Annotated in this window: 25 protein-coding genes; 17 read left to right on the top strand and 8 right to left on the bottom strand. The window is 56.1% G+C overall.

What is annotated here, in order from left to right:
- Positions 1-42: 42 nt before the first annotated feature.
- The 4 genes from pgsA (at position 43) to FCN51_RS13895 (ending at position 2,128) form a co-directional block, all read left to right on the top strand.
- On the top strand, positions 43-612 hold the full coding sequence (pgsA, locus tag FCN51_RS13910) for a CDP-diacylglycerol--glycerol-3-phosphate 3-phosphatidyltransferase (protein WP_003623001.1): 570 nt from the start codon (positions 43-45) through the stop codon (positions 610-612).
- Positions 613-797: 185 nt separating this feature from the next.
- The gene (locus FCN51_RS13905; protein WP_124295313.1) at positions 798-1,325 is read left to right on the top strand and encodes a hypothetical protein; all 528 of its coding nucleotides are present in this window, start codon (positions 798-800) and stop codon (positions 1,323-1,325) included.
- Between the two features lie 63 nt (positions 1,326-1,388).
- Positions 1,389-1,652: a molybdopterin converting factor subunit 1 gene (gene moaD / locus FCN51_RS13900; protein ID WP_160257134.1), complete on the top strand. Its 264-nt coding sequence runs from the start codon at positions 1,389-1,391 to the stop codon at positions 1,650-1,652.
- A gap of 5 nt (positions 1,653-1,657) precedes the next feature.
- On the top strand, positions 1,658-2,128 hold the full coding sequence (locus FCN51_RS13895; protein ID WP_160256209.1) for a molybdenum cofactor biosynthesis protein MoaE: 471 nt from the start codon (positions 1,658-1,660) through the stop codon (positions 2,126-2,128).
- Positions 2,129-2,140: 12 nt separating this feature from the next.
- Here the strand turns inward: FCN51_RS13895 and FCN51_RS13890 are convergent, their stop codons facing one another.
- Positions 2,141-3,439, bottom strand: coding sequence for an adenosylmethionine--8-amino-7-oxononanoate transaminase (locus FCN51_RS13890; protein WP_160256208.1), 1,299 nt, complete (start codon positions 3,437-3,439; stop codon positions 2,141-2,143).
- Positions 3,440-3,481: 42 nt separating this feature from the next.
- Between FCN51_RS13890 and FCN51_RS13885 the strand changes: the two genes are divergently transcribed.
- Genes FCN51_RS13885 through bioD form a run of 3 tightly spaced genes read left to right on the top strand, consistent with a single transcriptional unit; the run spans position 3,482 to position 6,749 of the window.
- The gene (locus FCN51_RS13885; RefSeq protein ID WP_160256207.1) at positions 3,482-4,663 is read left to right on the top strand and encodes an aminotransferase class I/II-fold pyridoxal phosphate-dependent enzyme; all 1,182 of its coding nucleotides are present in this window, start codon (positions 3,482-3,484) and stop codon (positions 4,661-4,663) included.
- The gene (locus tag FCN51_RS13880) at positions 4,663-5,355 is read left to right on the top strand and encodes an alpha/beta fold hydrolase (protein ID WP_160256206.1); all 693 of its coding nucleotides are present in this window, start codon (positions 4,663-4,665) and stop codon (positions 5,353-5,355) included. Before FCN51_RS13885 ends, FCN51_RS13880 begins: the two co-directional genes overlap by 1 nt.
- Positions 5,352-6,749: a dethiobiotin synthase gene (bioD, locus tag FCN51_RS13875; RefSeq protein ID WP_160256205.1), complete on the top strand. Its 1,398-nt coding sequence runs from the start codon at positions 5,352-5,354 to the stop codon at positions 6,747-6,749. The genes FCN51_RS13880 and bioD overlap by 4 nt, the downstream gene beginning before the upstream one ends.
- Before the next feature lie 48 nt (positions 6,750-6,797).
- On the opposite strand, the gene lexA is transcribed toward bioD, so the two are convergent.
- The gene (gene lexA, locus FCN51_RS13870) at positions 6,798-7,448 is read right to left on the bottom strand and encodes a transcriptional repressor LexA (protein ID WP_003623014.1); all 651 of its coding nucleotides are present in this window, start codon (positions 7,446-7,448) and stop codon (positions 6,798-6,800) included.
- A gap of 86 nt (positions 7,449-7,534) precedes the next feature.
- The gene (locus tag FCN51_RS13865) at positions 7,535-8,809 is read right to left on the bottom strand and encodes a molybdopterin molybdotransferase MoeA (protein ID WP_160256204.1); all 1,275 of its coding nucleotides are present in this window, start codon (positions 8,807-8,809) and stop codon (positions 7,535-7,537) included.
- Between the two features lie 69 nt (positions 8,810-8,878).
- On the opposite strand from FCN51_RS13865, the gene rpmG reads away from it, so the two are divergent.
- A complete protein-coding gene (gene rpmG, locus FCN51_RS13860) occupies positions 8,879-9,046 on the top strand; it encodes a 50S ribosomal protein L33 (protein ID WP_003623017.1) in 168 nt (55 codons plus the stop codon).
- Positions 9,047-9,159: 113 nt separating this feature from the next.
- Here rpmG and FCN51_RS13855 read toward each other — a convergent pair whose 3' ends face one another.
- The gene (locus tag FCN51_RS13855) at positions 9,160-9,489 is read right to left on the bottom strand and encodes an FtsB family cell division protein (RefSeq protein ID WP_003623018.1); all 330 of its coding nucleotides are present in this window, start codon (positions 9,487-9,489) and stop codon (positions 9,160-9,162) included.
- 170 nt (positions 9,490-9,659) lie between these two features.
- The gene (gene eno / locus FCN51_RS13850; RefSeq protein WP_160256203.1) at positions 9,660-10,940 is read right to left on the bottom strand and encodes a phosphopyruvate hydratase; all 1,281 of its coding nucleotides are present in this window, start codon (positions 10,938-10,940) and stop codon (positions 9,660-9,662) included.
- A 181-nt stretch (positions 10,941-11,121) separates the two neighbouring features.
- Between eno and FCN51_RS13845 the strand changes: the two genes are divergently transcribed.
- The 5 genes from FCN51_RS13845 (at position 11,122) to FCN51_RS13825 (ending at position 14,265) form a co-directional block, all read left to right on the top strand.
- Complete coding sequence (locus tag FCN51_RS13845) at positions 11,122-11,598, top strand: DUF3429 domain-containing protein (RefSeq protein WP_003623021.1); 477 nt, start codon at positions 11,122-11,124, stop codon at positions 11,596-11,598.
- A 101-nt stretch (positions 11,599-11,699) separates the two neighbouring features.
- Complete coding sequence (gene thiO / locus FCN51_RS13840; RefSeq protein WP_160257133.1) at positions 11,700-12,671, top strand: glycine oxidase ThiO; 972 nt, start codon at positions 11,700-11,702, stop codon at positions 12,669-12,671.
- A 13-nt stretch (positions 12,672-12,684) separates the two neighbouring features.
- Positions 12,685-12,882: a sulfur carrier protein ThiS gene (gene thiS, locus FCN51_RS13835; RefSeq protein ID WP_003623426.1), complete on the top strand. Its 198-nt coding sequence runs from the start codon at positions 12,685-12,687 to the stop codon at positions 12,880-12,882.
- Between the two features lie 4 nt (positions 12,883-12,886).
- Positions 12,887-13,663, top strand: a complete 777-nt coding sequence (locus FCN51_RS13830) for a thiazole synthase (protein WP_160256202.1) — start codon at positions 12,887-12,889, stop codon at positions 13,661-13,663.
- Positions 13,660-14,265, top strand: a complete 606-nt coding sequence (locus FCN51_RS13825; protein ID WP_124305946.1) for a thiamine phosphate synthase — start codon at positions 13,660-13,662, stop codon at positions 14,263-14,265. The genes FCN51_RS13830 and FCN51_RS13825 overlap by 4 nt, the downstream gene beginning before the upstream one ends.
- A 12-nt stretch (positions 14,266-14,277) precedes the next feature.
- On the opposite strand, the gene recG is transcribed toward FCN51_RS13825, so the two are convergent.
- A complete protein-coding gene (recG, locus tag FCN51_RS13820) occupies positions 14,278-16,425 on the bottom strand; it encodes an ATP-dependent DNA helicase RecG (RefSeq protein WP_160256201.1) in 2,148 nt (715 codons plus the stop codon).
- A gap of 69 nt (positions 16,426-16,494) precedes the next feature.
- On the opposite strand from recG, the gene FCN51_RS13815 reads away from it, so the two are divergent.
- Both FCN51_RS13815 and mfd read left to right on the top strand, forming a co-directional pair.
- Positions 16,495-16,824 (top strand): FAD assembly factor SdhE, encoded by a 330-nt coding sequence (locus FCN51_RS13815; RefSeq protein ID WP_003623435.1) that lies wholly within the window; start codon positions 16,495-16,497, stop codon positions 16,822-16,824.
- Between the two features lie 78 nt (positions 16,825-16,902).
- Positions 16,903-20,379 carry a transcription-repair coupling factor gene (gene mfd, locus FCN51_RS13810; protein ID WP_124295326.1) on the top strand — a complete coding sequence of 1,159 codons (3,477 nt, stop codon included), beginning with the start codon at positions 16,903-16,905 and terminating at the stop codon, positions 20,377-20,379.
- Positions 20,380-20,430: 51 nt separating this feature from the next.
- On the opposite strand, the gene FCN51_RS13805 is transcribed toward mfd, so the two are convergent.
- Positions 20,431-21,381 (bottom strand): DUF945 family protein, encoded by a 951-nt coding sequence (locus FCN51_RS13805; RefSeq protein ID WP_020944700.1) that lies wholly within the window; start codon positions 21,379-21,381, stop codon positions 20,431-20,433.
- A gap of 36 nt (positions 21,382-21,417) precedes the next feature.
- Between FCN51_RS13805 and FCN51_RS13800 the strand changes: the two genes are divergently transcribed.
- Both FCN51_RS13800 and FCN51_RS13795 read left to right on the top strand, forming a co-directional pair.
- The gene (locus tag FCN51_RS13800; RefSeq protein WP_012812847.1) at positions 21,418-22,413 is read left to right on the top strand and encodes a bile acid:sodium symporter family protein; all 996 of its coding nucleotides are present in this window, start codon (positions 21,418-21,420) and stop codon (positions 22,411-22,413) included.
- 24 nt (positions 22,414-22,437) lie between these two features.
- Positions 22,438-23,883: a pyridoxal phosphate-dependent decarboxylase family protein gene (locus FCN51_RS13795; RefSeq protein WP_160257132.1), complete on the top strand. Its 1,446-nt coding sequence runs from the start codon at positions 22,438-22,440 to the stop codon at positions 23,881-23,883.
- A gap of 30 nt (positions 23,884-23,913) precedes the next feature.
- On the opposite strand, the gene cobT is transcribed toward FCN51_RS13795, so the two are convergent.
- Positions 23,914-25,830 carry a cobaltochelatase subunit CobT gene (cobT, locus tag FCN51_RS13790; protein ID WP_160256200.1) on the bottom strand — a complete coding sequence of 639 codons (1,917 nt, stop codon included), beginning with the start codon at positions 25,828-25,830 and terminating at the stop codon, positions 23,914-23,916.
- Positions 25,831-25,837: the final 7 nt, after the last annotated feature.

The raw sequence follows: 25,837 nt of genomic DNA, 5'->3' as shown, positions 1-25,837 counted from the left end.
AGCCATTCCAGCAGTGCAGGAAATAGGTTACTATATTCCGTAATGCTGACAGATCTGCCGAATGTCCTGACAATCTCGCGTATTGTAGCCATACCCATTGTGGTCACTCTGGCTGCATGGGGAAGCCCGCGTACAGATGCCCTTGCGTGTCTGCTGTTCATTCTGGCGGGAATAACCGATTATTTTGATGGCAAGCTGGCACGCTCACGCCATCAGATGTCAGATTTCGGGCGCATGTTTGATTCCATCGCAGATAAGCTGCTGGTTGGGGCCTGTCTGATGGTGCTGGCTGGCTTTGCGCGTCTGCCTTATCAGGGTTTGTGGCCTGCCATTATTATTCTATGCCGTGAAATTCTGGTTTCCGGCATGCGGGAATATCTGGCGGAACGGCGTGCACGCTTGCCCGTAACCCGTTTGGCAAAATGGAAAACCGGCTTCCAGATGACAGCCATTGGTTTTTTGCTGGCAGGCGATGGCACGGGCGCTTTACTGGGTATGCCGTGGCTGCCCGTTGCGCTTATTGGTGCTGTATTACTTTGGATTTCTGCGGTGCTTACATTGATAACCGGCTGGGATTATTTAACAACCGGCCTGCGTCATGTTGAAATGTAAAAAACTTCGTTACTATTTTAGTAATGTGCTGCATCTATTCCGGAAAAATAACTTCATTTTGCTGCATCGCCTTGTGTCTGGTGGATAAACCGTTATTTAGCATGAGGTGCGGTTCTAAAGGGCCGCAATCGCAGGCAGGGAATGATTCGCCTGCTGTTGAAAGATGATGATTGCGGAGTCAAGGCATGCGGAAAGCCGCTCTTCTAGGTTTATGTATGATCGTGAGCGGATGTGCAGGCTTTGACAAGTTTGTATCGGATACAGCAACGCTTCCAGGTGAAAACCCCAATGCCCCATCGGGGGAAGACCTCAACATGCGGCGTATCAGGGGGCAGTCTGCTGTAGATGTTCCCATTCTGCCAGAAGGTGGCAATATGTGGCCCGGCCCACCAACGCCATTGCCTACGCTGGAAGATGTTGAAAAAGATCGAAGCGGCACTGTATTGGGTGGAGAAGCTACATCAGGCCCGCAATTGCCTGATGGTGAGGAAATGAGCATTGGCGAAAAAGAAGATATTCGCCACGGCGTTGTTGGGGGTGGTACAGCGGGCAAACTGCCCGATGCAGAACCGGATGTTTCCAGCAAATACGGGGCGCATCGGGGTGTAGGTGCTCCCATCGAGATTCCGAATGATGATGGTACCATTACCTTGATCCAGCCAGATGGTTCCGTTAGCACCATCAAGGATAACCGTTCCACCGTACATCATTAAGGCTTACGCTGTTTAAGTGTGGCAGATGAATCGGCTGAAAACTCAAACCACGGCAGGCAGGCCATGACAGGCACCGTAAATATTCTTTATTTTGCCGCCCTGCGTGAGCAACTGGGGCGCGAAAGCCAACAGGTTATTCTGCCATCCAATACTGTGCCTGTCGCAACCTTGCTGCAGGAACTGCGCCAGCATGATGCAAAGTTGGATGAGGTGTTTGCCGCCACACCGCGTATCCGGGTTGCCATCAACCAAAAGCTGGGCGGGTTTGATACCTGTGTGAAACCGGGTGATGAGCTTGCGTTTTTCCCCCCCATGACAGGCGGCTGAGACGCATGTCTGTTCGTGTTTTGGTGCAGCAGGCAGCTTTTGATACAGGAGCTGAAACCGCACGTCTTTCCAGCCTTTCCGAACAGGTTGGCGGTATGGGCCTGTTTATAGGGCAGGTGCGTGGTGGTGATGGTTTGCTGAGCCTGACGCTGGAACATTATCCGGGCATGACGGAAACAATCCTTCATCAGCTTGCACAGGAAGCTATGCAGCGCTTCAATCTGCTTGGATGTACGCTCATACACAGGGTTGGCAGGTTAGAGGTTGGCGCACCTATTGTGCTGGTGGGCGCTGCTGCGGCCCATCGGGGGGCTGCACTTTCGGCCACATCGTTTTTGATCGATCGGCTTAAAACCGGCGCGCCTTTCTGGAAAAAAGAAGAATTCGCCAACGGCCATACTGCATGGGTGGATGCGCGAGAAGAAGATGAACACGCTGCGGCGGCATGGATGCACACAGCGCCTTCATCTTCCTGACCTTACGGTTTTTCAGGACAATACTTTATAAATGGCGTCCGTTAGTTTGCGTAAATCCTGTTTTTCAATGGTAAAGGCAGGTGTTAGGTAAACAATATTGCGGAAGGGACGTATCCATACGCCTTCGGCAATAAAGCGCTGCCGCAATGCATCCGGGTTATTGATCTTTTCCAGTTCCACAACGCCAATAGCCCCAAGTGTGCGCACATCCTTTACGCCGGGTAGCGTGCGGCAGGGTTCCAGCGCTTCGGTTAGAAACGTGTTGATGTCTTGCACTTGCTGAAGGCGGGGCTCGGTTTCAAACAGATCGAGCGAAGCATTGGCGCAGGCGCAGGCCAGTGGGTTTGCCATAAAGGTGGGGCCGTGCATCAGCGCGTGTTCGGGGTTGTCAGAAAGAAAAGCCTCAAACACATGCCGTCGCGCCACTGTAGCGGCAAGGGCCATGGTGCCGCCCGTAAGTGCTTTTGAAAGCGTGATAATGTCGGGCACAATACCAGCTTGTTGGCAGGCAAACATGGTGCCGGTGCGGCCAAAGCCGGTAAAGATTTCATCTAAAATCAGCAGCACATCGTGGTCATCCGCAGCTTTGCGCAAGGTGCGCAGTGTTTGCGGAGAATGAAACAACATGCCGCCAGCACCCTGCACCAAAGGCTCGGTGATAATGGCGGCAAGTTCGTGCGCGTGTTTGGCCAGCAGATCCAGAAATACAGCGGTGTTGGCTTCATCTACCGGTAGAGGGGAGATCACATGCTCCATCAGGGCAGAGCCATAGAGGTGGTGCATGCCTTCTTCCGGGTCACAAACAGACATCGTGGCCAGTGTGTCTCCATGATAGCCGCCACGGAACGCGAGCATCTTGGTGCGTTTGGTCTGCCCTTTGTTCAGGCGGTACTGAATGGCCATTTTCATGGCTACTTCCACAGAAACCGATCCTGAATCCGTAAAAAACACCCGTTCCAGATCTCCCGGCAGCATGGCACATAGTCTGTTGGCTAGCCGCAGGGCGGGTTCGTGCACCATGCCGCCAAACATCACATGCGGCATGGTTTCCATCTGCTGGCATACAGCCTGGCGAATGTGGGGGTGATTATAGCCGTGGCAAGCTGTCCACCAGGCGGCCACGCCATCCACCAGTTCCCGGCCATCGGTTAGGGTAATGCGCGTGTTGTGTGTGTGTGCTGCGGCAAGTGGCGCAGAGGCTGTTTTCATCTGGCTATAAGGTAGCCAGATATGGGGCAGGCCCTGCGTGTACCATTCCGGCATGGAAGATAGAGATGAGCCGGAAGCTTCTGTCATGGAATGTTTCCCCATAGATGATTGACCCGCCCTTCAGGCTGCGGCACCACATGTTACATGACGCGGTTTGATAATCTTTTCCAGAAGGCGCTGGCGGATATGTCTGCTCAGGGGCGTTTGCGCACCTGTCAGCAGTGGCAATATGCCGGGGGTGCGCTGCTTACACGTTCAGATGGCGTTGTGGTCACAGATTTTTCGTCTAACGATTATCTAGGCCTGCGCATGCATCCCTTGTTGCGTGAGCGCGCGTGTTCTTGGGCGCAGGCGGAAGGTAGCGGCAGCGGTGCCTCCCGGTTGGTTACGGGCACATCTTCCCAAGCCTGTGTGCTGGAAAAGCGTGTGGCGCGGCTAAAGCACATGCAGGCGGCACGTTTGTTTTCTTCCGGCTGGCAGGCCAATGCTTCCTTGGTACCGGCTTTGGCACGGCTTTCTGCGCAGGTATGTGGGGCACCCGCCGTTATTCTGGCGGATAAGCTTATCCATGCCAGCCTGTATCATGGTTGTGCAGCGGCTGGTATACGCCCGATTCGGTTCCGCCATAATGATGTGGCGCATCTTGAAAGCCTGCTTCAAAAAACTGAAGGCGCAGGCCTGCGTATTGTGCTGACAGAAAGCGTGTTCAGCATGGATGGCGATGTGGCGGATATTGCGGCACTGCATGAGGTCGCCCAAAAACATGATGCTCTGCTGTGTGTGGATGAAGCCCACGCAACCGGCATATTGGGGCCAGAAGGTGCCGGTTTGGCAAACGGGCTGGCCGATGTGGTGATTGGCACATTCAGCAAGGCCCTAGGCAGTATGGGGGCATTTATTGCTGCCTCCGAGGGGCTATGCAGATGGCTGGATAACGCGGCTTCTGGCTTTATCTATTCCACAGCGCCTTCTCCTTTGGTGCTGGGGGCTGTTGATGCCGCGCTTGATCTGCTGCCGCAAATGGATGCCCAGCGTGCTCATGTTGCTGCACTTGCCACCAGCTTTCGCCAAAAAATGCACGATGCGGGGCAGGATACCGGGCCATCCAGCACCCAGATTGTGCCTATTCTGGTAGGGCAGGAGGCACAGGCGCGCACTCTGGCCCAGAAAATGCAAGAGGCTGGTTTTCTGGCCGTGGCTATTCGCCCCCCCACGGTGCCACCGGGCGGCTGCCGTTTGCGGGTGGTTTTTCATGCCAACCATACATGGGCGCAAATGGAAGCGCTGGTTGATACGTTCATACGCGCCAGAAAAGGGTTGGCGTAATGGCGCGGCTTTTACCCGTGCTTGTACACGGCTGGGCGTTTGGGCCGGAGTTCTGGCAACCCGTGCTTGCGCAACTGAACTGGGCAGATGCAGTAACGTTGGACCTCGGTTTTTTAAAGCCAGAGGTCAGTGGTGTATTAAAAACACTCACACTGGATGAGGTGCGCCAAAAGCAGCAACCCATACTGGGGATTGGCCATTCCCTCGGGTTCATGTGGCTGATGATGCAACGCAGGCAGGGCATTTTGCCAGCAGGGAGCCAGTTTGCAGGGATTAACACATTTGCCTGCTTTGCCAGCCGAGAAGGCTTTCCTGAAGGTGTGGCGCCGCGCATTGTGCAACGCATGATACGCGGCTTGGGACGAGAACCCGTTGCGGTGGTAAATGATTTTCGCCAGCGCTGTGGCGCATCGCCTGTTTCTGCTGCATGTTGCCAGCCAGAAGAACTCACACGTGGGCTGGATATTCTGCGCACAGAAGATGTGCGGGCTGATTTGCCAACTGGCCTATTGGAAGTATTGGCAGGGCGGCAGGATGAAATTGCCTCACCCAGTATGACCGACGCCTCTTTTCCTGCTCCGGCACATATCAAATGGGTGGAAAACGGAGCGCATCTGTTACCTCAAACGCATCCGGTTGAATGTGCCCGGTTTTTGAAGACGTTGCGCAACAGGATGGAACAACAACTATGAGAAACTCCACCCGCGCTGCGCGTATTTGCCAAAGTTTTGATGCTGCCGAAAAGTATGATCAAGCTGCCACGGTGCAGCGTGTGGCAGCGCGTGAACTGTTCCAGCGCATACACACCTGCATGGCAGGCAAAAAGCCCCTGCGTATTTTGGAAATTGGCTGCGGTACAGGGTTGCTAACAGAACATCTGCGCGCTTGCTGGCCAGATGCAGACATTCTGGCAACGGATTTTGCGCCCAATATGCTGGTGCGGGCCAAAAGCCGGTTAGGAGAAAGTGTTTCCTACCATCAGATGAATGCGGCCACGCCAGATGTGAACGGCCCGTTTGATCTAATTTGTGGCAATCTGATTATGCAATGGCTGCCAGAACCCGCAAAGGCTTTGCACACTCTTGCAGAGATTCTGGCTCCGGGTGGTGTGCTTGCGGTTTCTACATTGTTGGACGGCACATTTGCTGAATGGCAGCAGGCCTGTGCGCAAGAAGGGCAGCGAGCAGCAACTCCGGTTTATCCACAGTTAGCCAATGCACAGAATTGGCGCCCGTCTGCGTTTTCTGGTGGTTGGGCAGAGCAGGATATTGTGCAGGCTTTTGCAGATGGGCTGGATTTTGTAAGGCACCTGAAAGCCACAGGCGCATCTACCCCGCGTGAAGGATCTGTGCCGTTATCAGCCGTTCAATTACGGCACGTTGCATTGCGGTTTCAGCAGGCAGGATGCGCCATTACCTGGCGTGTGGGCTATGCCTGTTTCCGCAAGCCGCCGCGGAAAGGGGTGTTTGTAACGGGCACCGATACCGGTATTGGCAAAACGCTGGTTTCTGCCTGTTTGGTGCGGCGCTGGCAGGGGGCTTACTGGAAGCCCCTGCAAAGTGGTCTGGCGGATGAGGAAGGAGATACCCCTACGGTTAAGCTCCTTGCGGGAGATCCGCTTTGCTTCAAACCCGCGGGGGCTTTTCTTGCGCCTCTTTCTCCTGATGCCGCAGCGCGTGCAGAAGGTGTGCAGATTGATCCAGCCCAACTGGTGTTACCACAGGGTGAAGCAGATAAGCCGCTGGTTGTAGAAGGCGCAGGCGGTCTGATGGTGCCTGCAACGCCAGACCTGATGATGATTGATCTGGCCCAACGCTGGGGGCTGCCAGTAGTGCTGGTAGCACGCAGCAGCTTGGGCACGCTTAACCATACCTTGTTGAGCTTGGAAGCTTTGCGTGCACGGCAAATTGCTGTGGCTGGCGTGGTGCTAAGTGGCCCACTGAATGCGGAAAACCGTGAGACAATCGCGCAAAAAGGCAAGGTGCGCATTCTGGCAGAAGTGCCATTTTGTGCGGAAATCACGCCAGATGTGGTGTCTGAACTGGCAAAGCTTTTTCCGCAGCGGGACGATATGTGTCCAGAATAGAAAAACAGATACCTGCGGGGTAAGTTTTTTACTCCGCAGGCCGTTTACTTAATATTGGCGGATCAACCCGGCTAGGCAGCCCTGAATACGCAGTTTTTCAGCCGGAACAATACGGGTTTCATAGCTGGAATTGGCCGGTTCCAGCGCAATCATATTGCCCTTGCGGCGCAGGCGCTTGAGCGTAACTTCATGCTCATCAATCAGCGCCACCACAATCTGCCCGTTTTCGGCTTGATCCGTGCGGCGAATAATCACGCTGTCACCGTCCAGAATACCGGCATCCACCATGGAATCCCCAGCTACTTCCAGCGCGTAGTAATCACCACTGCCCAGCATTTCAGCAGGAACTGTGAGGACGTGGGAGGTATCAGGCACGGCTTCTATGGGCAGGCCAGCAGCAATGCGCCCATAAAGCGGGATTCTTACAGTTTCCGCTTTGGGGCGTGTAAAGCTGGCACGCACCACGTTGGGGGGAAGTTCCTGCATTTCTGGCAGTTGAATAACTTCCAGCGCCCGTGCCCGATGATGGTGACGGCGCAAGAACCCGCGTTCTTCCAGCCCGGAAATAAGCCGGTGAATGCCAGATTTGGAACGCAGGCCCATGGCCTCACGCATTTCATCAAAGGAAGGTGAGAAACCTGTCTGTTTAAGGTGCGAATCAATGAATAGTAGAAGTTTGTGCTGTTTGCGCGTCAGCATATCGCACCTCAAAAAGCGGCTGTCGTAATGAAAAGAAAATCTTGCGATTGTTCTATATAAGTTCTCTTTTTATGTCAAGGGAGCGATCAGGGCAGTCGGATAATCTGGCAGGGTGTGCCTGCTTTTTGCGCCGGGGCAAAGGGGGCACGAAGCACCAGAACCTGGCTTTGCCTGAGAATGTTCAGCTGTGCTGAATCCTGCCGGGAAAATGGCGTGGCCACAGGTACAGCGCCTTGCGGAGAGGGCGCAAGTGTTGCGCGTAAAAAATCCTGCCGGGCATCGTTTTCTTTCACATCACAACCCAGAATGGCGGCCTCTGTTTGCAGTTCATCGCCAACGGGTAGCCCCATTAGGGTATGCAGGGCAGGTGTTACAAACACAATGGAGCACACCATAGCGGCCACCGGGTTACCGGGTAGGCCAATAATGGGTGTGTTGCCCAGCCGGCCAGACATCAGCGGTTTGCCGGGGCGCATGGCAATTTTCCAGAAATCCTGCTGCAACCCAATTTCAGCCAGAGCAGGGCGCACCAGATCGTAATCCCCCACGCTTGCGCCACCAATGCTTACCAGCATGTCCAGTGATGCAGCTTGGCGGAACTGGGTTGTCAGGCTTTCCATGTTATCGCGCGCAATAGGGAGCATAATGGTCTCTGCGCCCTGTTGTTGCAGCAGGGCAGCCACCATAAAGGTGGCGGAATTGAAAATGCCATCTGCCGGGGCTGGGTCTCCAGGCAGGATAATTTCATCACCCGTGGCCAGAATACCCACGCGCGGGCGGCGCGAAACCGTAAGCCAAACATGCCCGCCCGCAGCAGCCAGCCCGATATCACGTGGTCCGAGTCTGCGCCCTGCGGGCAACAACTCATCGTTTTTCTGAAAATCCTGCCCCTGCTGGCGAATATACTGCCCTTGGCGTGCCGGGGCTGTCAGCTTGGCGTGATCGCCTTCACGCTGCACGTTTTCCTGAATGATGACGGTATCTGCGCCAACGGGAATTTGCGCGCCGGTAAATAGCCGCACACATTCCCCTTTCTGCACCGTAACAGCGCATGGATGGCCTGCGGGTGCTTCGCCCACAATGCGCAAAACCGCGCCTTCCAGCGCGTCTTCGGCTTTGGCGGCATATCCATCCATTGCGGAAACAGAAACCGGTGGGTTGGCCGTGCGGGCATGAACGGGCTGGGCCAGCACGCGGCCACAGGCCTGCGAAAGCGGCACAATTTCCTGCCCGCATGTTTTCAGGTTTTCAAGAATTCGGGCGCGCGCAACAGCCACATCCAGCATGAAAAGTCCTCCTTTTTTGGCCTGTTGCACCGCTTTGATGCAAGAATACTTGACCTTTTGCACTTGTATGCGCATTTTGCCGGCACTTGAACACCGTCGGTGCCGTTTATGCGGCTCCGTACATCATGCTCTGCTGAGGAAGTCATGGCCAAGACCAACGTTATCAAGATCCGTCTCGTCTCCACGGCGGACACCGGTTACTTCTACGTGACCAAGAAAAATGCTCGTGCGCACACCGGTAAAATGGAACTGAAGAAGTACGATCCGGTTGCTCGCAAGCACGTCGTGTTCCGCGAAGCCAAGATCAAATAATCTGCATTCTTCGGAATGTGGATATGAAAAACGGCGCTCTCGGGCGCCGTTTTTTTTATGCCTGCATGCGCCGGAAGAATGCGTTGTCCGGCACAGATTTTAAGGGATGGCGCTTAAAACAGCGGGTCTCGCCTATCGTAAGGCACAACAATATCGTTACGGTCTGCCATGTTCAGCATGGCGCGGGCGCGTTCATCCAGAATATCTGTATCCAGAGATTGCTCACGCAAGCCGTTGACGCGGCGGTGCCATGCAGCCTGCTCGGCAATGGCATCCTGTTTGGATTGCTTGGCCTGTTCCAGCAGCCCCAATTGCTGCCTGTAGGCCTGAATACCGTGATCACCCTGCGTTGCGTTCCAGCCAAAATAGCCTGCAATGCCAAGAAAAACCAAAGGGGGCACAACCGCCCGCACTGTGCGACGAATGAAACGACCGATCTGCACTCTGGCGCTGCCTTTTTTCTGGTTCTGTGCAGTTTAGCCTGCACCTCTGGGTCTTCCTTTCTGTCTAAACCATGAAGTGTGGCAGCGCCAAGGCATGAGCGCATGAAAAAAGCCGCCTCCGGGTGGGAGAGCGGCTTTTTTGTAACCTGTTGCGCTAAAAGCGCTGTGGCTTAGGCATTTTTCAGAATGGTGCGGCCTGCATAGCGTGCAGCCGTTGCCAGTTCCTGCTCAATACGGATGAGCTGGTTGTATTTGGCTGTCCGATCGGAACGAGAGAGAGAACCGGTTTTGATCTGCCCACAGTTTGTGGCCACAGCCAGATCAGCAATGGTGGAATCTTCTGTTTCACCGGAGCGATGGCTCATTACAGCGGTGTAACCAGCACGATGCGCCATTTCCACGGCCTGAAGTGTTTCCGTAAGTGTGCCAATCTGGTTGACCTTCACCAGCAGAGAGTTGGCAACACCAGCCTGAATGCCGCGGCGCAGGCGTTCCGGGTTGGTCACAAACAGATCATCTCCAACCAGCTGGATTTTCTTGCCCAGTTCCTGCGTCAGCAGGGCCCAGCCTTCCCAGTCATCTTCGGCCATGCCGTCTTCAATGGAAACAATCGGGTAACGGCTTACAAGGTCAGACAGGTAGGACACCATGCCAGCGGAATCGAATGCCTTGCCTTCTCCCTTCAGGTTGTATTTGCCGTCCTTGAAGAACTCTGTGCTGGCGCAGTCCAGCGCAAAGGTAACGTCTTCACCCGGGCGGTAGCCTGCGGCTTCCACGGCACGGGTGATAAAGCCCAGTGCTTCATCGGCAGATTTAAGGGCAGGGGCAAAGCCGCCTTCATCCCCAACATTGGTGTTGTAGCCAGCAGCGCTGAGGGCCTTTTTCAGCTGGGCAAAAATTTCCGAACCCCAGCGGATGGCATCGGCCACAGTAGGTGCTCCCACCGGCTGCACCATGAATTCCTGAATATCAATGGGGTTATCTGCATGTTCACCACCGTTGACAATGTTCATCATCGGCACGGGCAGAACATGGGCAAACACGCCGCCAATGTAGCGGTAGAGCGGCACATGCAGTTCGGCAGCCGTGGCTTTGGCAATGGCGAGGGAGACGCCCAGAATGGCGTTGGCACCCATACGGCTTTTGTTGGGTGTGCCATCCAGATCGATCATGGCGTTGTCGATATCGATCTGGTCTGCCGATTCGGCACCCTGTAGCGTAGGCAGAATTTCGTTTTCAATGTTCTCAACAGCTTTGAGAACACCCTTGCCACCAAACCGCTTGGGGTCACCATCGCGCAGTTCTACGGCTTCATGCGCACCGGTTGAGGCACCAGAAGGAACAGCCGCACGCCCTCTGGCGCCGGATGCCAGCTCCACATCTACTTCAACCGTTGGGTTGCCGCGGCTGTCCAGAATTTCACGTGCGATAATGTCAACAATGGCACTCATTGGTGTTTCCGTTCCTTTATTGTCTGGCCTCTGGCGCAGAAGCCGGTGTTATTTTTTTTGGTTCCGGGCGGAACACGGTGGGCAGGGTAAACCTGCCTACGGTTGCTAGTGGCCGCTTGTTGGGCTTTTCTGTCAACCATATTGGGTATGAAATTATCAGGTAAGGGCCTGCTGCACGTTCATGAAAAAACTTCCATTTCTGGCTGTGGTGCTTATGGCAGCGGGGCTTCTGCCCTTTGTTGCCTGCACATGCGGCATTGTGTTTTTCGATTCCGGCGTGCCTGTGCCCAATCTGTTGATGGCGTTGGTGATTTACGGGGCGGTAAGCCTGTCTTTTATCGGGGCCGTGCATTGGGGGCTGGCGCTGGAGCTTGACCGCGCCATTCTCACAAGCGGGGCAGACAGGGCCGATAATTTGCGGCTGGTTTTGGGTGTGGTGCCTGCTTTTGCCGGATGGATTGCGGCTTATCTGGCTTACGCATGGGTGCCACTTGCCGGGGTGATTATTCTGGCTGTGCTTTTTCCGCTGGTGGCATTGGCTGAACGTGGCGCATGGCAGCGTGGCTGGTTGCCGCCCGGCTATATGGGCATGCGCTGGATTGCCACGGCAGTAACGGAATGTTGCCTGCTCATGGTGCTGCTTGTGCGGGCATTCTGAACACTAAAGCGGCATAAGCCCTTGCAGAAGCAGGGGTTGAGGCGTGTTATAACGCCCAGATGCAGCAGCACAGCGCCAGTAACGGAGGCAAGGTAGAAGGTATGAACGGCAAACCGCGCATTCTGGTAAAAGGGGCCGGTGTGGCGGGTATGACAGCCGCCGTAGCACTAGCTGAGCGGGGTGGTGATGTAACCCTGTATGAAAGCGGAGGCCGCGTGGGGGCCGGAGCCTCATGGATGGCAGGCGGTATGCTTGCCCCGTGGTGCGAGGCCGAATCTGCGCCAGAGGAAGTCACCGCCCAATCCATCGATTCGGTAGAGTGGTGGGCGGAGCATGTGCCAGATGTCACGCGCGAAGGCAGCCTTGTGCTGGCACCAGCGCGAGATGTGGGGGAAATTGTCCGCTTTGGCCGCCGCACATCGCATTTTCAGACAATAGGCACGGTAGAGATTACCCAGCTTGAGCCGGATCTGGCAGGCCGTTTTCATAAAGGGCTGTTCTTTCCCGATGAAGGTCATGTGGACCCGCGCAAGGCGTTAAAGGCCCTTCTGGCACGGCTGGAACAACTGGGTGGCCGCGCCGAGTTTGGTGAAACCTGCCCGGATGAATCCGCGTTTGATTGGGTGGTAGATAGCACCGGCCTTGCTGCGCGTGAAAAGCTGGACAGCCTGCGTGGCGTTCGGGGTGAAATGCTGTTGCTGCGCTGCCCGGATGTTACCTTGCATCGGCCTGTGCGCATGTTGCACCCGCGCATACCGGTTTACATTGTGCCAAGGGCTGACCATGTGTTCATGGTGGGTGCCACCATGATTGAAAGCGAAAATGCTGGCGGCATGACAGTGCGTTCCATGATGGAACTGCTGAATGCGGCATGGACCTTGCACCCCGGTTTTGCCGAGGCGGAAATTCTGGAAATGGGCACAGGTTTGCGTCCGTCTTACCCAGATAACATGCCCCGCGTGGTGCAGGATGGAAAACGCATTTATATCAACGGTATGTACCGGCACGGTTTTCTGCTTTCTCCCGCTCGGGCGCGGGAGGCGGCAGACCTGATATTTGGCCCACAGGCCTAAGGAGCAACGCCCGATGAAAGTTGTGGTTAACGATACAGCGCACGAGGTCTCCGCCAAAACACTGGCGGCCCTGATAGATGAACTCGGCTATAGCGGTGCACGCATTGCCACGGCGTTAAATGGCCGGTTTGTGCCCAAGGCAACGCGCAATGAAACGCCGCTGGAAGAAGGGGCGCAAATTGAAATTGTTGCCCCCATGCAAGGGGGCTGAGGGCATGGTTGTTTCATTTTATGGGCAGGATGTTGTTTCACCACTCATGCTGGGTACGGCCCAGTATCCATCGCCCGAGATTTTGCGTGATGCCGTGCTGGCCGCCCAGCCGGGTGTTGTAACTGTTTCCCTCCGCCGCGAATCTGCAGGGGAACGGGCCGGTCAGGCGTTCTGGTCTCTTATTCAGGAACTCGAGGTGCCGGTGCTGCCAAACACGGCAGGTTGCCACACGGTTAAGGAAGCCGTCACCACAGCGCACATGGCGCGGGAAGTGTTCGGCACGGATTGGGTGAAGCTGGAAGTGATTGGTGAGCTGGATACGCTCCAACCAGATGTGTTCGGGCTTGTAGAGGCCGCGCGTATTCTTACCGAAGATGGCTTTAAGGTGTTCCCCTACACCACGGAAGATTTGGTGGTGGCGGAAAAGTTGCTGGCCGTGGGGTGCGAGGTGCTGATGCCGTGGGGCGCGCCTATTGGCTCTGGCAAGGGGTTGAACAACGTGTTCGGCCTGCGGGCCATGCGGGCGCATTTTCCCGGTGTGCCATTGGTGGTGGATGCAGGTATTGGTGTGCCTTCCCACGCAGCACAAGCGTTGGAGTTTGGCTATGATGCCGTGCTGATAAACACCGCCGTGGCCAAGGCGGGAGACCCCGTCAATATGGCCCGTGCGTTTCGTCTGGCGGTAGAGGCCGGGGAACTGGCCCGTATTGCAGACCCAATGGAAGAGCGCGATATGGCTGTTCCCTCTACTCCCGTTGCAGGAAAGGCCATGCTGGCATGACAGCTCTGCCCCAAAAGATTTATCCCGTTGTTGATAGCGCCACATGGGTGGACAGGCTGGGCGGTGCAGGTGCACGCTTTATTCAGCTCCGCCTGAAGGACATGGAAGAAGACGCACTGCGTGCGGAAATTCGCCAGGGCCATGCCTATGCCAAGCAACACGGCGTGTGCCTTGTGCTGAATGATTACTGGCAGATCGCGCTGGATGAAGGCATAGATTACATTCATCTGGGGCAGGAAGATCTGGATACGGCAGATCTGACAGCCATCCGTAAAGGCGGTATTCGCCTTGGCATTAGCACCCATTGCCATGAAGAGCTGGATCGCGCTCTAAGCTGCAACCCGGATTACGTGGCCCTTGGCCCAATATGGGAAACCAAGCTGAAAAAAATGGCGTTCGGCCCCCAAGGCCCATTGAAGCTAACAGAATGGCGCAAGCTTATTGGCAACCTTCCGCTAGTAGCTATTGGCGGCATTACGCTGGAACGTGCCTGGGCCTGTATTGAGGCCGGGGCCGATAGTGTTTCTGCCGTATCAGCCTTTATTCGCCAGCCAGACCCGGAAGGGCAGGTTAAGGCGTGGCTGGCTGCCGTAGAAGGCTAAAGCTGCAACCGTTTAGCCGCCGCTGAAAATGCGTGCGGCATCGGTTTTGTTAAACAGCGTTAGCAAAATGCGGGCCGCTACCGGCAGGTTCTTTTCCGGCGTGCTGGTGGGGGGGCCATCCGGTAGAATCTCCGTGGCTTCATCGTGTGCTGTGTCTAACAGCATGTCCACCAGCATTTCAGGCGCCATGCGGTAGTCTGGCAGGCCGGATTGACGCCGGCCCGTTGCCTCACCTCCGCCACGTAGGCGAAAATCCTCATCCGCAATTAAAAAACCGTCTTCCGTTTCCTTCAGGCAGGAAAGCCTGCGCCGTGCTGTCAGGCCCAAGCCTTCATCATGCAGCATAAGGCAGAAGGAGGCATCTGCCCCACGCCCCACACGGCCACGGAGCTGATGCAACTGCGCCAGCCCAAAGCGTTCTGCATGTTCTATCACCATAATGGTGGCGGAGGGCACATCCACGCCCACTTCAATTACGGTGGTGGCTACCAGCATACGGGTTTCACCTTTGGCAAAGGCTTGCAGCACCTCCTCACGCACATTGGCATCCTGCTGCCCATGTGCCAGCCCGATTTTATCTCCAAAACGCTCAACCAAAGCCGCGTGTCGGGCTTCGGCGGCGGCCAGATCCATGGCTTCACTTTCAGAAACCAGAGGGCACACCCAAAAAATCTGTGCGCCTTTGTCCAGCGCGCGGCCAATGCCTGCTAGCACATCTTCAAAATTGCCAAGGCTGTGCAGAGATGTACGCACGGGCTTACGGCCTGCCGGTTTGCCTTCCAACCGGCTGATCTGCATTTCCCCAAAGCGGGTAAGCAACAGCGTGCGCGGGATGGGGGTTGCTGTCATCACCAGCATGTCGGCATCATGGCCTTTTTCCACCAATGCCAGACGTTGATCGACCCCAAAGCGGTGTTGCTCATCAATAACGGCCAGCCCCAGATCAGCAAATTTTACGCCGTCCTGTACAAGCGCGTGGGTGCCTACCACCAGCTTGGCGGTACCATCGGCAATATCCTGCAACGTTTGTTTGCGCGCCTTGCCTTTGACAGAGCTGGATAAAAACGCCACCGGCACGGGGGAAAGGCGGCGGAACGTGGCTGCGTGCTGGCGGGCCAGAATTTCCGTAGGCGCCATAAGCGCGGCTTGGGTGCCAGCTTCTACCGCTCGCAGCATGGCCATAAGGGCCACAAGGGTTTTGCCCGCGCCTACATCGCCCTGCAAAAGGCGGCTCATGCAGTGTGGGATGGCCATATCGGCTTCAATTTCACGCAGAACGTGTTTTTGGCCGTAGGTCAGTTCATGCCCAAAACTGGCGAGGGTCTGCTTTTGCAAGTGGCCATCACCGTTCAGGCTGCGGCCGGGCCGGGCGCGAGATGCCTGTTGGGCAATGCGCATGGCCAGTTGGTCTGCCAGCAGTTCATCACACGCCAGACGTGCCTGCGCACGTGTGCGGTTGCCGTGCCATGCATCCCCCTGCGCGCTATCGGGGATGGTGTCTGGAAAGTGCATCCAGTTCAGGGCCGTGGCAAAATCCGGCCAGTTTTTTTGTTTGATAAGGGCCTTGTCATGCCATTCGGGCAGGTTGGGCGGCAAAAGGCGCAGGGCGGCTGTCATGGCCATGCGCACCTGCCCGGTAAATAACCCAGCCGTAAGGGGCCAAACGGGGTCTAGCAGCGGAATGCGCTCTATTTGGTTTGCGGGCACCAGATAATCGGGGGATGTGATGGTGAGCTTATCGCCAAAGCGTTCCACCTTCCCGGAAAGGGCAATGCTTTCTCCCTTCACAACCTGTTTGGCCTGCCAGGGGGAAAAGAAGGCGACTTCCAGCACACCCGTGGCATCATCAATGCTCACCCGCCACGGCTGGCGGGTGCGCGGGGCTGGGCTGCGAATATCCTGCACTACGCCTGTAACGGTTGCGATTGTATCGGGCCTGAGTTGCGCCAATGTGGGGCGCAGCCTGCGGTCTGTAATGCTTTCGGGCAGGCAGAACAGCAGGTCCATCACCCTGCGCCCGCCTGCAATGCGGCCTAGCAGCTTGGCGCGTGCGGTGCTGACACCGGGCAGGCTTTCTAGCGGGGCCAGTAATGGGGCTAGGGCAGAATTGCCATCTTGCCCAAGAACCGAAGAGGATGTGAAGGAAAGGGGACTGGACACAAGCGATACACAAGCCTCTGTTTGGCAGGCTGACAGACAGGTTTAGCAACGGTATAGGATACCAGCGCCATGCAAGACAATTTTACAGCTTCTTCTCCTTCATCTTCCTCCAGCGCATCTGGCGTGGCGGAAGATAATCTGGCTGCCCGCAGGCGGCGGCTGAAGTTCCGTGCCAACCATCGGGGCACGTTTGAAACAGATATTCTGATTGGCGGCTTTGTAGAAGCCAATGCAGATACCATGACGGCAGAAGAACTGACGGACATGGAAAACATTCTGGAAATGCCAGATCCGGAGCTGACAGACTGGCTGTTTGGCCGCCTGCCATTGCCGGAAGAGAAAGCCACCCCCATGTTACGCCGTATGGTGGAAGATAGCCGTATCAGGCGCGGCGGTTAATAAAAACCCTTCAGGCTCCGGCACAGGCATGCTGGCGGCTTGCGGGGTGTGCGTATTTAAGAACAGGCGGATACCGGGATGACAGCACAGACAGGCGCACAAAAGCGGATAGCAACCGTATGGGGCGTGCCAGAAGGGTATGATGCCCTTTTGCTGGCGCGTCGTGCGCGGGATCATAAAGGCCCGGTGCTGCATATTGCGCGCAATGATGCCGCCATGGCCCGCCTGAATGATATGCTAGCCTTTGTAGCGCCTGATGTGGATGTACTGCGCTTTCCTGCATGGGATTGCCTGCCGTATGACAGGGTTTCTCCCAACCCTGCCATTGTGGCCGAGCGTGTTTCCACCCTTACGCGCCTGCTTGAACCCGCAAAAGGCCGCCCTCGGCTTGTGCTGGCTACGGTGAACGCCGTGGTGCAGCGTGTGGCCCCGCGTAAAACATTTGAAGGGCAATCACTTTCCATCCGCACGGGGGAAAGTCTGGATCAGGGCTTTCTGATCGAGCTGTTGATCGCCAATGGCTACACCCGCACGGATACGGTGATGGAAGCCGGGGAATTTGCAACCCGTGGCGGTATTTTTGATCTGTACCCCGCTGGCGCAGGTGAGCCCTTGCGGCTTGATCTGTTTGGGGATGAGGTTGAAAACATCCGCGCGTTTGATCCCGGTTCCCAACGCTCTACGGCCAAGCGCGATGGGCTGACACTTTGTCCCGTTTCTGAATTCTCGCTGGACAAGGAAAGCATTTCACGCTTCCGCACCGGCTGGCGTGATGCCTTTGGCCCCGCTGCCACGTCTGATCCGCTGTATGAGCATATTTCAGATGGGCGCAGGCATCCGGGCATCGAACACTGGCTGCCCTTGTTCCATGATCACTTAGAAACACTGTTTGATTACCTGCCAGATGTTGCTGTCTCGCTCGAACATCAGGCTGAGGATGTACTGAAATCCCGGTTGGAAATGATAGAAGACCACTATCAGGCCCGCCGTCAGCCTGTGCGGGAAGGGGAAATACCCTACCGCCCGCTGCCTCCGCATCTGCTTTATCTGGATGAAAAAGGCTGGGATGCCTGCCTGTCCCGCGTGCCTGTGGTGGCATTTAGCCCCTATGCACAGCCCGATGGTGCCGGAGGTGTGGATGTAGGCGGCCGCCCCGGTAAGATGTTCTCCAAAATTGTGCCCGGTGCCCAGCGTGAGCAGGTGTTTACGCTATTGGGGGATCAGGTAAAGGAATGGGCGCAGGTTAAACGCCGCGCCTTTGTGGCTGCGTGGACCAAAGGCTCGCGCGAGCGCATTGCCACATTGCTGCGTGAACACGGCGTGCCTACCCAGACGTATGAGACATGGGAACAAGCCCATAAAGCCAAACCCGGCCCGGTTGGGTTGCTTACACTTGGGCTGGAACGCGGTTTTGTAGCAGATGATCTGGCGTTTGTTTCCGAACAGGATCTGCTGGGTGAACGTATTGGCCGCCCACCACGCCGCCGCCGCCGTGCAGATGAACTGATTGCCGAAGCCAGCGAACTTTCAGCCGGTGATCTGGTCGTGCATCAGGATTACGGGATTGGCCGTTATGATGGTCTGGAAACCGTAAGCGTAGGCGTGGCCCCACATGATTGTCTGCGCCTGTTGTATGATGGTGGGCAGAAACTCTACCTGCCTGTAGAAAATATCGAACTGCTCAGCCGCTTTGGGTCAGACCAGGCAGGTGTTGCGCTGGATAAGCTGGGCGGCACGGCATGGCAGAACCGTAAATCGCAAATGAAAAAGCGCATCCGCGATATGGCGGGTGAGCTTATCAGAACCGCCGCCATGCGTGCCCTGAAGGAAGCGCCGGAGCTGGTTCCGCCGGAAGGGCAGTGGGATGAGTTCTGTGCTCGCTTCCCATTTGTGGAAACGGATGATCAGGCGCGCGCCATTGCCGATGTGCTGGAGGATATGTCTTCCGGTCGTCCAATGGATCGTCTGGTATGTGGTGATGTGGGCTTTGGTAAAACTGAGGTGGCCTTACGCGCGGCCTTTGTGGCGGCTATGTCAGGCGGGCAGGTGGCTGTTGTGGTGCCCACTACGCTTCTGGCTCGGCAGCATTACCGTACCTTCGCTGCGCGGTTTGAGGGCTTTCCCATCAAGGTGGCGCAGCTTTCCCGTATGGTAACGGGTAAGGAAGCCACAGCAGTGCGTAAGGGCATTGCAGATGGTAGCGTAAACATTGTTATCGGCACGCACGCACTGTTGGCCAAAACGGTTCAGTTTGCCTCGCTCGAATTGCTGATTATTGATGAAGAACAGCATTTTGGTGTGTCCCATAAGGAAAAGCTGAAAGCCCTGCGCGAAGATGTGCATGTGCTCACACTTTCCGCCACACCATTGCCGCGTACGCTCCAACTCTCGCTTTCCGGCGTGCGTGAAATGAGCCTGATTGCTACCCCACCAACAGACAGGCTGGCGGTGCGCACCTTCATCATGCCATTTGATAGTGTGGTGATAAGGGAAGCCATCCAGCGTGAACGCTTCCGTGGTGGGCAGATTTTTTGCGTAGCCCCGCGTATTGAGGATCTGGACAGGCTGGCTGAACGGCTGACCGCCATTGTGCCCGATGCCCGGCTGATACAGGCGCATGGTCGTCTTTCCGCCACCGAGCTGGAACGGGTGATGACCGAATTTTCAGACGGTAAATACGATATTCTGCTCTCCACCAATATTGTGGAAAGCGGGCTGGATATGCCTGCGGTGAATACGCTGATTATCCATAGGGCAGATATGTTTGGCCTTGGGCAGCTTTACCAGCTGCGTGGGCGTGTGGGGCGTGGCAAGCAGCGAGGCTACGCTTATCTGACATGGCCACAAACGCATGTGCTTTCAGCTTCCGCAGAAAAGCGGCTGGAAGTAATGCAAACGCTGGATACGCTGGGTGCTGGCTTTACGCTGGCCTCGCACGATCTGGATTTGCGTGGTGCGGGTAATCTGCTAGGCGATCAGCAATCCGGCCATGTGCGCGAAGTGGGGATCGAACTTTACCAGCAGATGCTGGAAGATGCCGTGGCCGACCTCCGCTCGGATAAAAACCGCCGCGCTGCAGAGGATCGGGACTGGACGCCCAACATTGTTATGGGCCTGCCGGTGTTGATCCCGGATGAGTATGTAACCGATCTGCCCGTAAGGCTTGGGCTATACCGCCGTATCAGTGCACTGGCATCTGATGCGGAACTGGAAGCCATGGAAGCCGAACTGATAGACCGCTTTGGTTCCCTGCCGCCGGAGGTCAAGAACCTTCTGGATATTGTGGAGCTTAAGCGCCTGTGCCGTCAGGCCGGGGTAGAGCGTGTTGAGGCTGGCCCTAAGGGTATGGTGCTGCAGTTCCGCAATAATACCTTCCGCAACCCGGCCGGGTTGGTGCAGTGGATGGGGAAATGGAAGGACGGTACAGTCCGCTTGCGGCCAGACCACAAAATGGCGGTTGTGCGCGAACTTACCAACGTGCAGCGCATAGATCTGGCCCGGCGCGTGCTGAAGGATCTGGCCGGTATGTGCGAAAAAGTTATGGAAATGGCCTAAAAAGGCCCAATGGCCGGAGGGGCTGCATTTAAGTCCCTCCGGCCATTTTGTTTATTTCAGCGGAATGGGGAAGCCGTTTACGGTCAGCACACCGCTTTCCCATTTTGTATCCCACGTATTCTGCTCACCATGTTTGTGGCTTACCAAACGGGCCACAACCATGCCTGCGGCCAGCTTCATCTGCTTGGCGGTGCGGGCTTTATCAATCAGGGTTTCCAGATTTGTAATTTCCAGATGCCCAGAGGCTGATGTGTTGTTCACATTGCCTGTTAGCGTTGCCACGCCATTGCCGTGTAAGGAGGCATCTCCCTGCGTGGCATCAAAGCTGGAAATGGTGGCATGCACAGCCGGTGCACTGGTGCTGCGTCCCCCAATGGCGCTCATCAGGGCTGGCACTTCTGCTGCGGGGAGAGAGAACGTGGCATGGGCTGCTGTGGGTAGCAGATCCTGATTGGCAACGTTATGGAAACTTACCCCATCCATCCCCAATGATGCCGAGGCCGTAGCACTGCCGCCCTGCATCTGGTAGCGCGCGGTGTTGACGCTTACCTGTGCAGCACCATGCGTAAGTGTGGCATTCTGCCATGTCAGATCATAGCTTTTGCCTGCCTGAAGGCCCGCCAGCACGCGTTTGCCCTGTGTATTCAGCCAATCTGTGCACGCGGCATTGTGATGCCCCGTCATGGCGGACATTAGGAGCAGAGAGGCCGCATCTGCCAGATCATGCGTGGCTTCGGGCGTTTCTCCAGAACCGTGCAGGGTAAGGTGGCCTGCCTTAAATGTGGTGCCCCCATCTGGGGTGCGTAACACCAGATTCTGATAGGTAACACCTTGTGCCGTTTCCTGCCCGGAAGCACGGGAAACCACCGCGCAGCCAGAAGGAGGGGCCGCAAAAGCCGGAGCCGCAGCAACTGTGGCATAAATGCTCACAGCACCGAGAACGGAGAGGGACAGGAAAGTATACTGTTTCATTTCAGATAAAGGGTGCCGTAAGTAAAACATGCAGGCAACCAGAAAGAAGAACGAAAGGTCAGGCGCGTGCGGTTTTTGAAATTGGACCCCTTTTTAATGGGGCTGGTCAGCGCTGTGCTGCTGGCAACGTTCTTTCCCTGCCACGGGGCAGCCGTTCCGGTTTTTAGGTGGCTTTCCATTGGCCTGATTGCCCTGATGTTTTTTTTGCAAGGTGCAAGGCTTTCTCGCAAGGCCGTGGTGGATGGCTTGGTGGCATGGAAGCTGCACCTGCTTATTCTGTGCTGTACCTTTGTATTGTTCCCGCTGCTGGGGCTGTTGGGCCACGCGCTTCTGCCTAATCTAATGCAGCCAGAAATCTGGATGGGCGTGCTGTTTTTATGCTGCTTGCCTTCCACCGTGCAGTCTTCCATCGCGTTTACCTCCATTGGTGGGGGCAATGTGCCTGCGGCGGTATGTGCGGCCACGGCGTCCAACGTTTTGGGCATCTTCATTACACCCGTGTTGGTAGGGCTTATTCTCAGCAAGCATGGTGGTGCGGCTGGCAACCCGCTGGATATTGTTTACCAGCTTTTGCTGCCCTTCATTTTGGGGCAGGTGTTGCAGCCTTGGCTTGGCCCGTGGGCGCATCGCAATAAAAAACTTCTTTCTTTTTCAGACCGAGGCTCTGTGCTGGTGGTGGTGTATGCGGCGTTTAGTGATGCCGTAATGCAAGGGCTGTGGCACAAGCTGCCCGTGGCAGAAATGGGCGTGATTGCGCTGGTGGATGCCGTGTTACTGTTTGTGGTGCTGGGCATTACCATTTTTGCCGGTCGTGCTTTTGGCCTGCCGCTTAAAGATGAAATTGCCGTGGTGTTCTGTGGCTCCAAAAAAACGCTGGCATCCGGGGTGCCTATGGCCAACGTGCTGTTTCCTCCCGCATCGGTGGGGATGATTGTTCTGCCACTTATGATGTATCACCAGATCCAGCTTTTTGTATGCGCCGTTCTGGCCCGCCGTTTTGCCCGCATGACACAACAGGCAGAACAGCATGAGCAAACGCCAGAGATACGACACGCATCCTGAATACGGATATTGGAGAAAACAGAAGTGGCCGGGTTAGATCCAGAAAACTGGGAAGAATTGCGCACACTGGGCCACCGCATGTTGGATGACATGCTTGAGTCCATAAAAAACGTGGCAAAAGGCCCGGTATGGCAACCTATGCCGGATACGCTGCGGCAGAACTTCAAACAGGCACCATTGCCCAATGGTGCGCAACCGCTTGAAGGGTTGTATGAGCAGTTTGCTAGTACAGTGCAGCCTTATGCGGTGGGCAACCGGCACCCGCGCTTTATGGGGTGGGTGCATGGTGGAGGCACGGCACAGGGCATGTTGGCAGAAATGCTGGCTGCTGGCCTAAATGCCAATCTGGGTGGCCGTAACCATGCTCCGGTTGAAGTGGAGCGCATGGTTATTCGCTGGGCGGCGGAAATGTTCGGCTTTCCGGATACAGCAAGCGGTGTGCTGGTTACCGGTTCTTCCATGGCCAATTTTATTGCCATTCTGACTGCCAGCCGCGCAGTGCCCGATGGCACGGCTTTGCGTGAGCAAGGCGTGGCAGGTCGCAAACTGGTAGGATACGCAGCGCAAACTGCACATGGCTGTGTAGCCCGTGCATTTGATATGGCCGGGTTGGGCATGAAAGCCCTACGCCGCGTGCCGGTTGATGCTGCGTTTCGTATGGATATGCAGGCTCTGCGCCGCATGGTGGCGCAGGACAGGGCGGATGGATACGAGCCTTTTCTAGTTGTTGGCACGGCAGGCACTGTGGACACAGGCAGTGTGGACCCGCTGGATGAACTGGCAGGTTACGCAAAGGCCGAAAAGCTCTGGTTCCATGTAGATGGGGCTTTTGGCGCATTGGCACAGTTGGCGCCAGACTATGCCCCATTGCTCAAGGGGCTGGAGCGGGCCGATAGCCTCGCCTTCGATTTTCATAAATGGGCGCAAGTGCCTTACGATGCAGGCTGTGTGCTGGTGCGTGAACAGGGGCGGCAAGCGGCAACCTTTGCGCAATCCTTAGCCTATCTCTCGCGCGAGGATCGTGGATTGGCAGCAGATGCCCCGTGGTTTTGTGATTTTGGACCAGATCTTTCGCGCGGGTTTCGGGCGCTTAAGGTGTGGTTCACGCTGGCGGGGTTTGGCACCGAAGGGTTGGGTAATGTGGTGGCGCAATCCTGCGCGGTGGCGCAATATCTGGCATCTCGCGTGGTTGCCACATCCGGCCTTACCCTGCTGGCTCCCGTAACGCTGAATATTGTGTGTTTTCGGGTGGACATGCCCGATGTGGGTGATCTGGATACACTGAATGCGGAACTGGTGAAGGACCTTCAGGAAAGTGGCATTGCAGCCCCGTCCACCACGCGCATTCATGGCAAGTTGGCTATTCGTGCGGCTATCGTAAACCATCGCACAACCAAGGAAGATGCAGATATTATGCTGGCTGGCTTGGCAGATATGGTTCAGGTCCGTTTGGGCCGCCCGCTGGCCTAAATACAAGCTCAGCAGACGGCACTTTTGCCCTTAACGTGCCCGTTTGCGCGGGCGGCGTTTTTCTTCAAACAGAGCGGAGAGGGACTGGAGCATTGTGCCCCCCAGTTCCTCTGCATCTGTAATGGTAACGGCCTTTTGGTAATAGCGCGTGACATCGTGCCCGATACCAATGGCCGTTAATTCCACCGGGCTACGGTTTTCGATCATATCAATTACAGCGCGCAGGTGGTCTTCCAGATAAGAGGCCGGGTTGACGGAAAGCGTGCTGTCATCCACCGGAGCGCCGTCTGAAATCACCATCAGAATCTTACGGGCTTCCTGCCGGTTTCTGATACGGTTCCATGCCCACAGCAGGGCTTCACCATCTATGTTTTCTTTCAGCAGGCCTTCACGCAGCATCAGGCCCAGATTTGTGCGCGCACGTCGCCACGGCATATCGGCTGATTTGTAAACAATGTGGCGCAAATCATTCAGGCGGCCCGGTTCTGGCGGCTTGCCATTTTGCAGCCAGAGTTCCCGGCTTTGGCCACCTTTCCATGCACGGGTGGTAAAGCCCAGAATTTCCACCTTTACGCCGCAGCGTTCCAGCGTACGGGCCAGAATATCCCCGCAGGATGCCGCAACAGAAATGGGCCGTCCCCGCATGGAGCCGGAATTATCAATTAGTAGAGTAACAACGGTATCGCGGAATTCCGTATCCTTTTCCTGCTTGTAAGACAGGGAAAGCATGGGGTTGACCACAATGCGGGACAGACGGCCTGCATCCAGAATACCTTCTTCCAGATCGAACGACCAAGAGCGCGTTTGTTGTGCCATCAACCGGCGTTGGAGCCGGTTGGCAAGCCGAGAGACCACACCGTGCAAAGTGGCTAATTGCAGATCAAGTTGATGCCGCAGGCGGGAGAGTTCTTCTGGGTCACACAGTTCTTCTGCGCGAATTTCTTCATCAAACTGGGTGGTGTAGGGGTGGTAGCCTTTGGCTGTCAGGCCGGGTTCATTTTCCGGCCTGCTGCCCGGGCCTGCGGCTTCCCCCGTGCCTTCACCCATGCTGGCATCGTGTTCTTCTTCTGCAAATTCTGAAGAAGACTCGCTGCTGCCCGCCATCAGTTGAGGTTGAGAGATTTCCTCTTCCTGCTCATCCTGCTGAGGGGATGTGTTTTCTTCCTGATCTGGGGGTGGCGGGTTTGAATCGTCCTGCGAATCTGCAGCTTCAGAAGACTCATTGTTGGCATCCATATCTTCAGATGCCGTGTCGTCTTCTGTCAGGGCGCAGGCAGCCATAAGCTGACGGCTGGCGCGTGCATATGCTGCCTGATCCGTCTGGTGCTTGGCCATTTCATCCAGCGCGCTCAGGGCCTCTGGTGAAAGGGTCTGCTTCCATTTTTCCAGAATAGCCTGCGCCGGTTCGGGCACTGGCTGGCCTGTCAGTTTTTCACGCGCCAGCAGTTCCAGCCCGACCACAGGGGAAAGCTGGGAGGCATCTTTCATCCGGTCCAGCCCGGATGCACGGATATCCTGCTCAAGCCGGTGGCGCAGGTTGGCGGCCACGCCTTTCATGTGGCGTGCGCCTACAGATTCAATTCTGGCTTGTTCCAGTGCGTCATACACATCGCGTGCCTGCGTTTCAGCAGGTTGGCGGGCGGCGTGCAGGGCAAAGTCATGGTGTTTCAGGCGCAGGGCCTGCGCATCTGCCGCACCGCGGATGCGCTGCATTTCCTCCTCACTTAAATTGAGAGAAGGAGATTGCAGGCGCACTTTTTCCCCAAGGCTGATCGGTGCCAGAGGCATGTTGCCACTGTGGAAGGAAACATCTGCCTCTTTCTGCCCGCCAATGGCGCGTAAAGCGGCAGATGTGGCCTGCTTGAAAGTGTCCGCCCGTTTTTCCGCCTGTTCCCGAGAGAAAGACGGTGTGTTGGGGGAGGATGGACCTTTGGTGCGCTCAGCCATGAAAAAA

The organism is Acetobacter pasteurianus (genome assembly GCF_009914215.2).
GTDB classification, from domain to species: Bacteria; Pseudomonadota; Alphaproteobacteria; order Acetobacterales; family Acetobacteraceae; genus Acetobacter; species Acetobacter pasteurianus.
The sequence above is the reverse complement of the archived record's forward strand: the minus strand, read 5'-3'. Positions and strand labels throughout refer to the sequence as shown.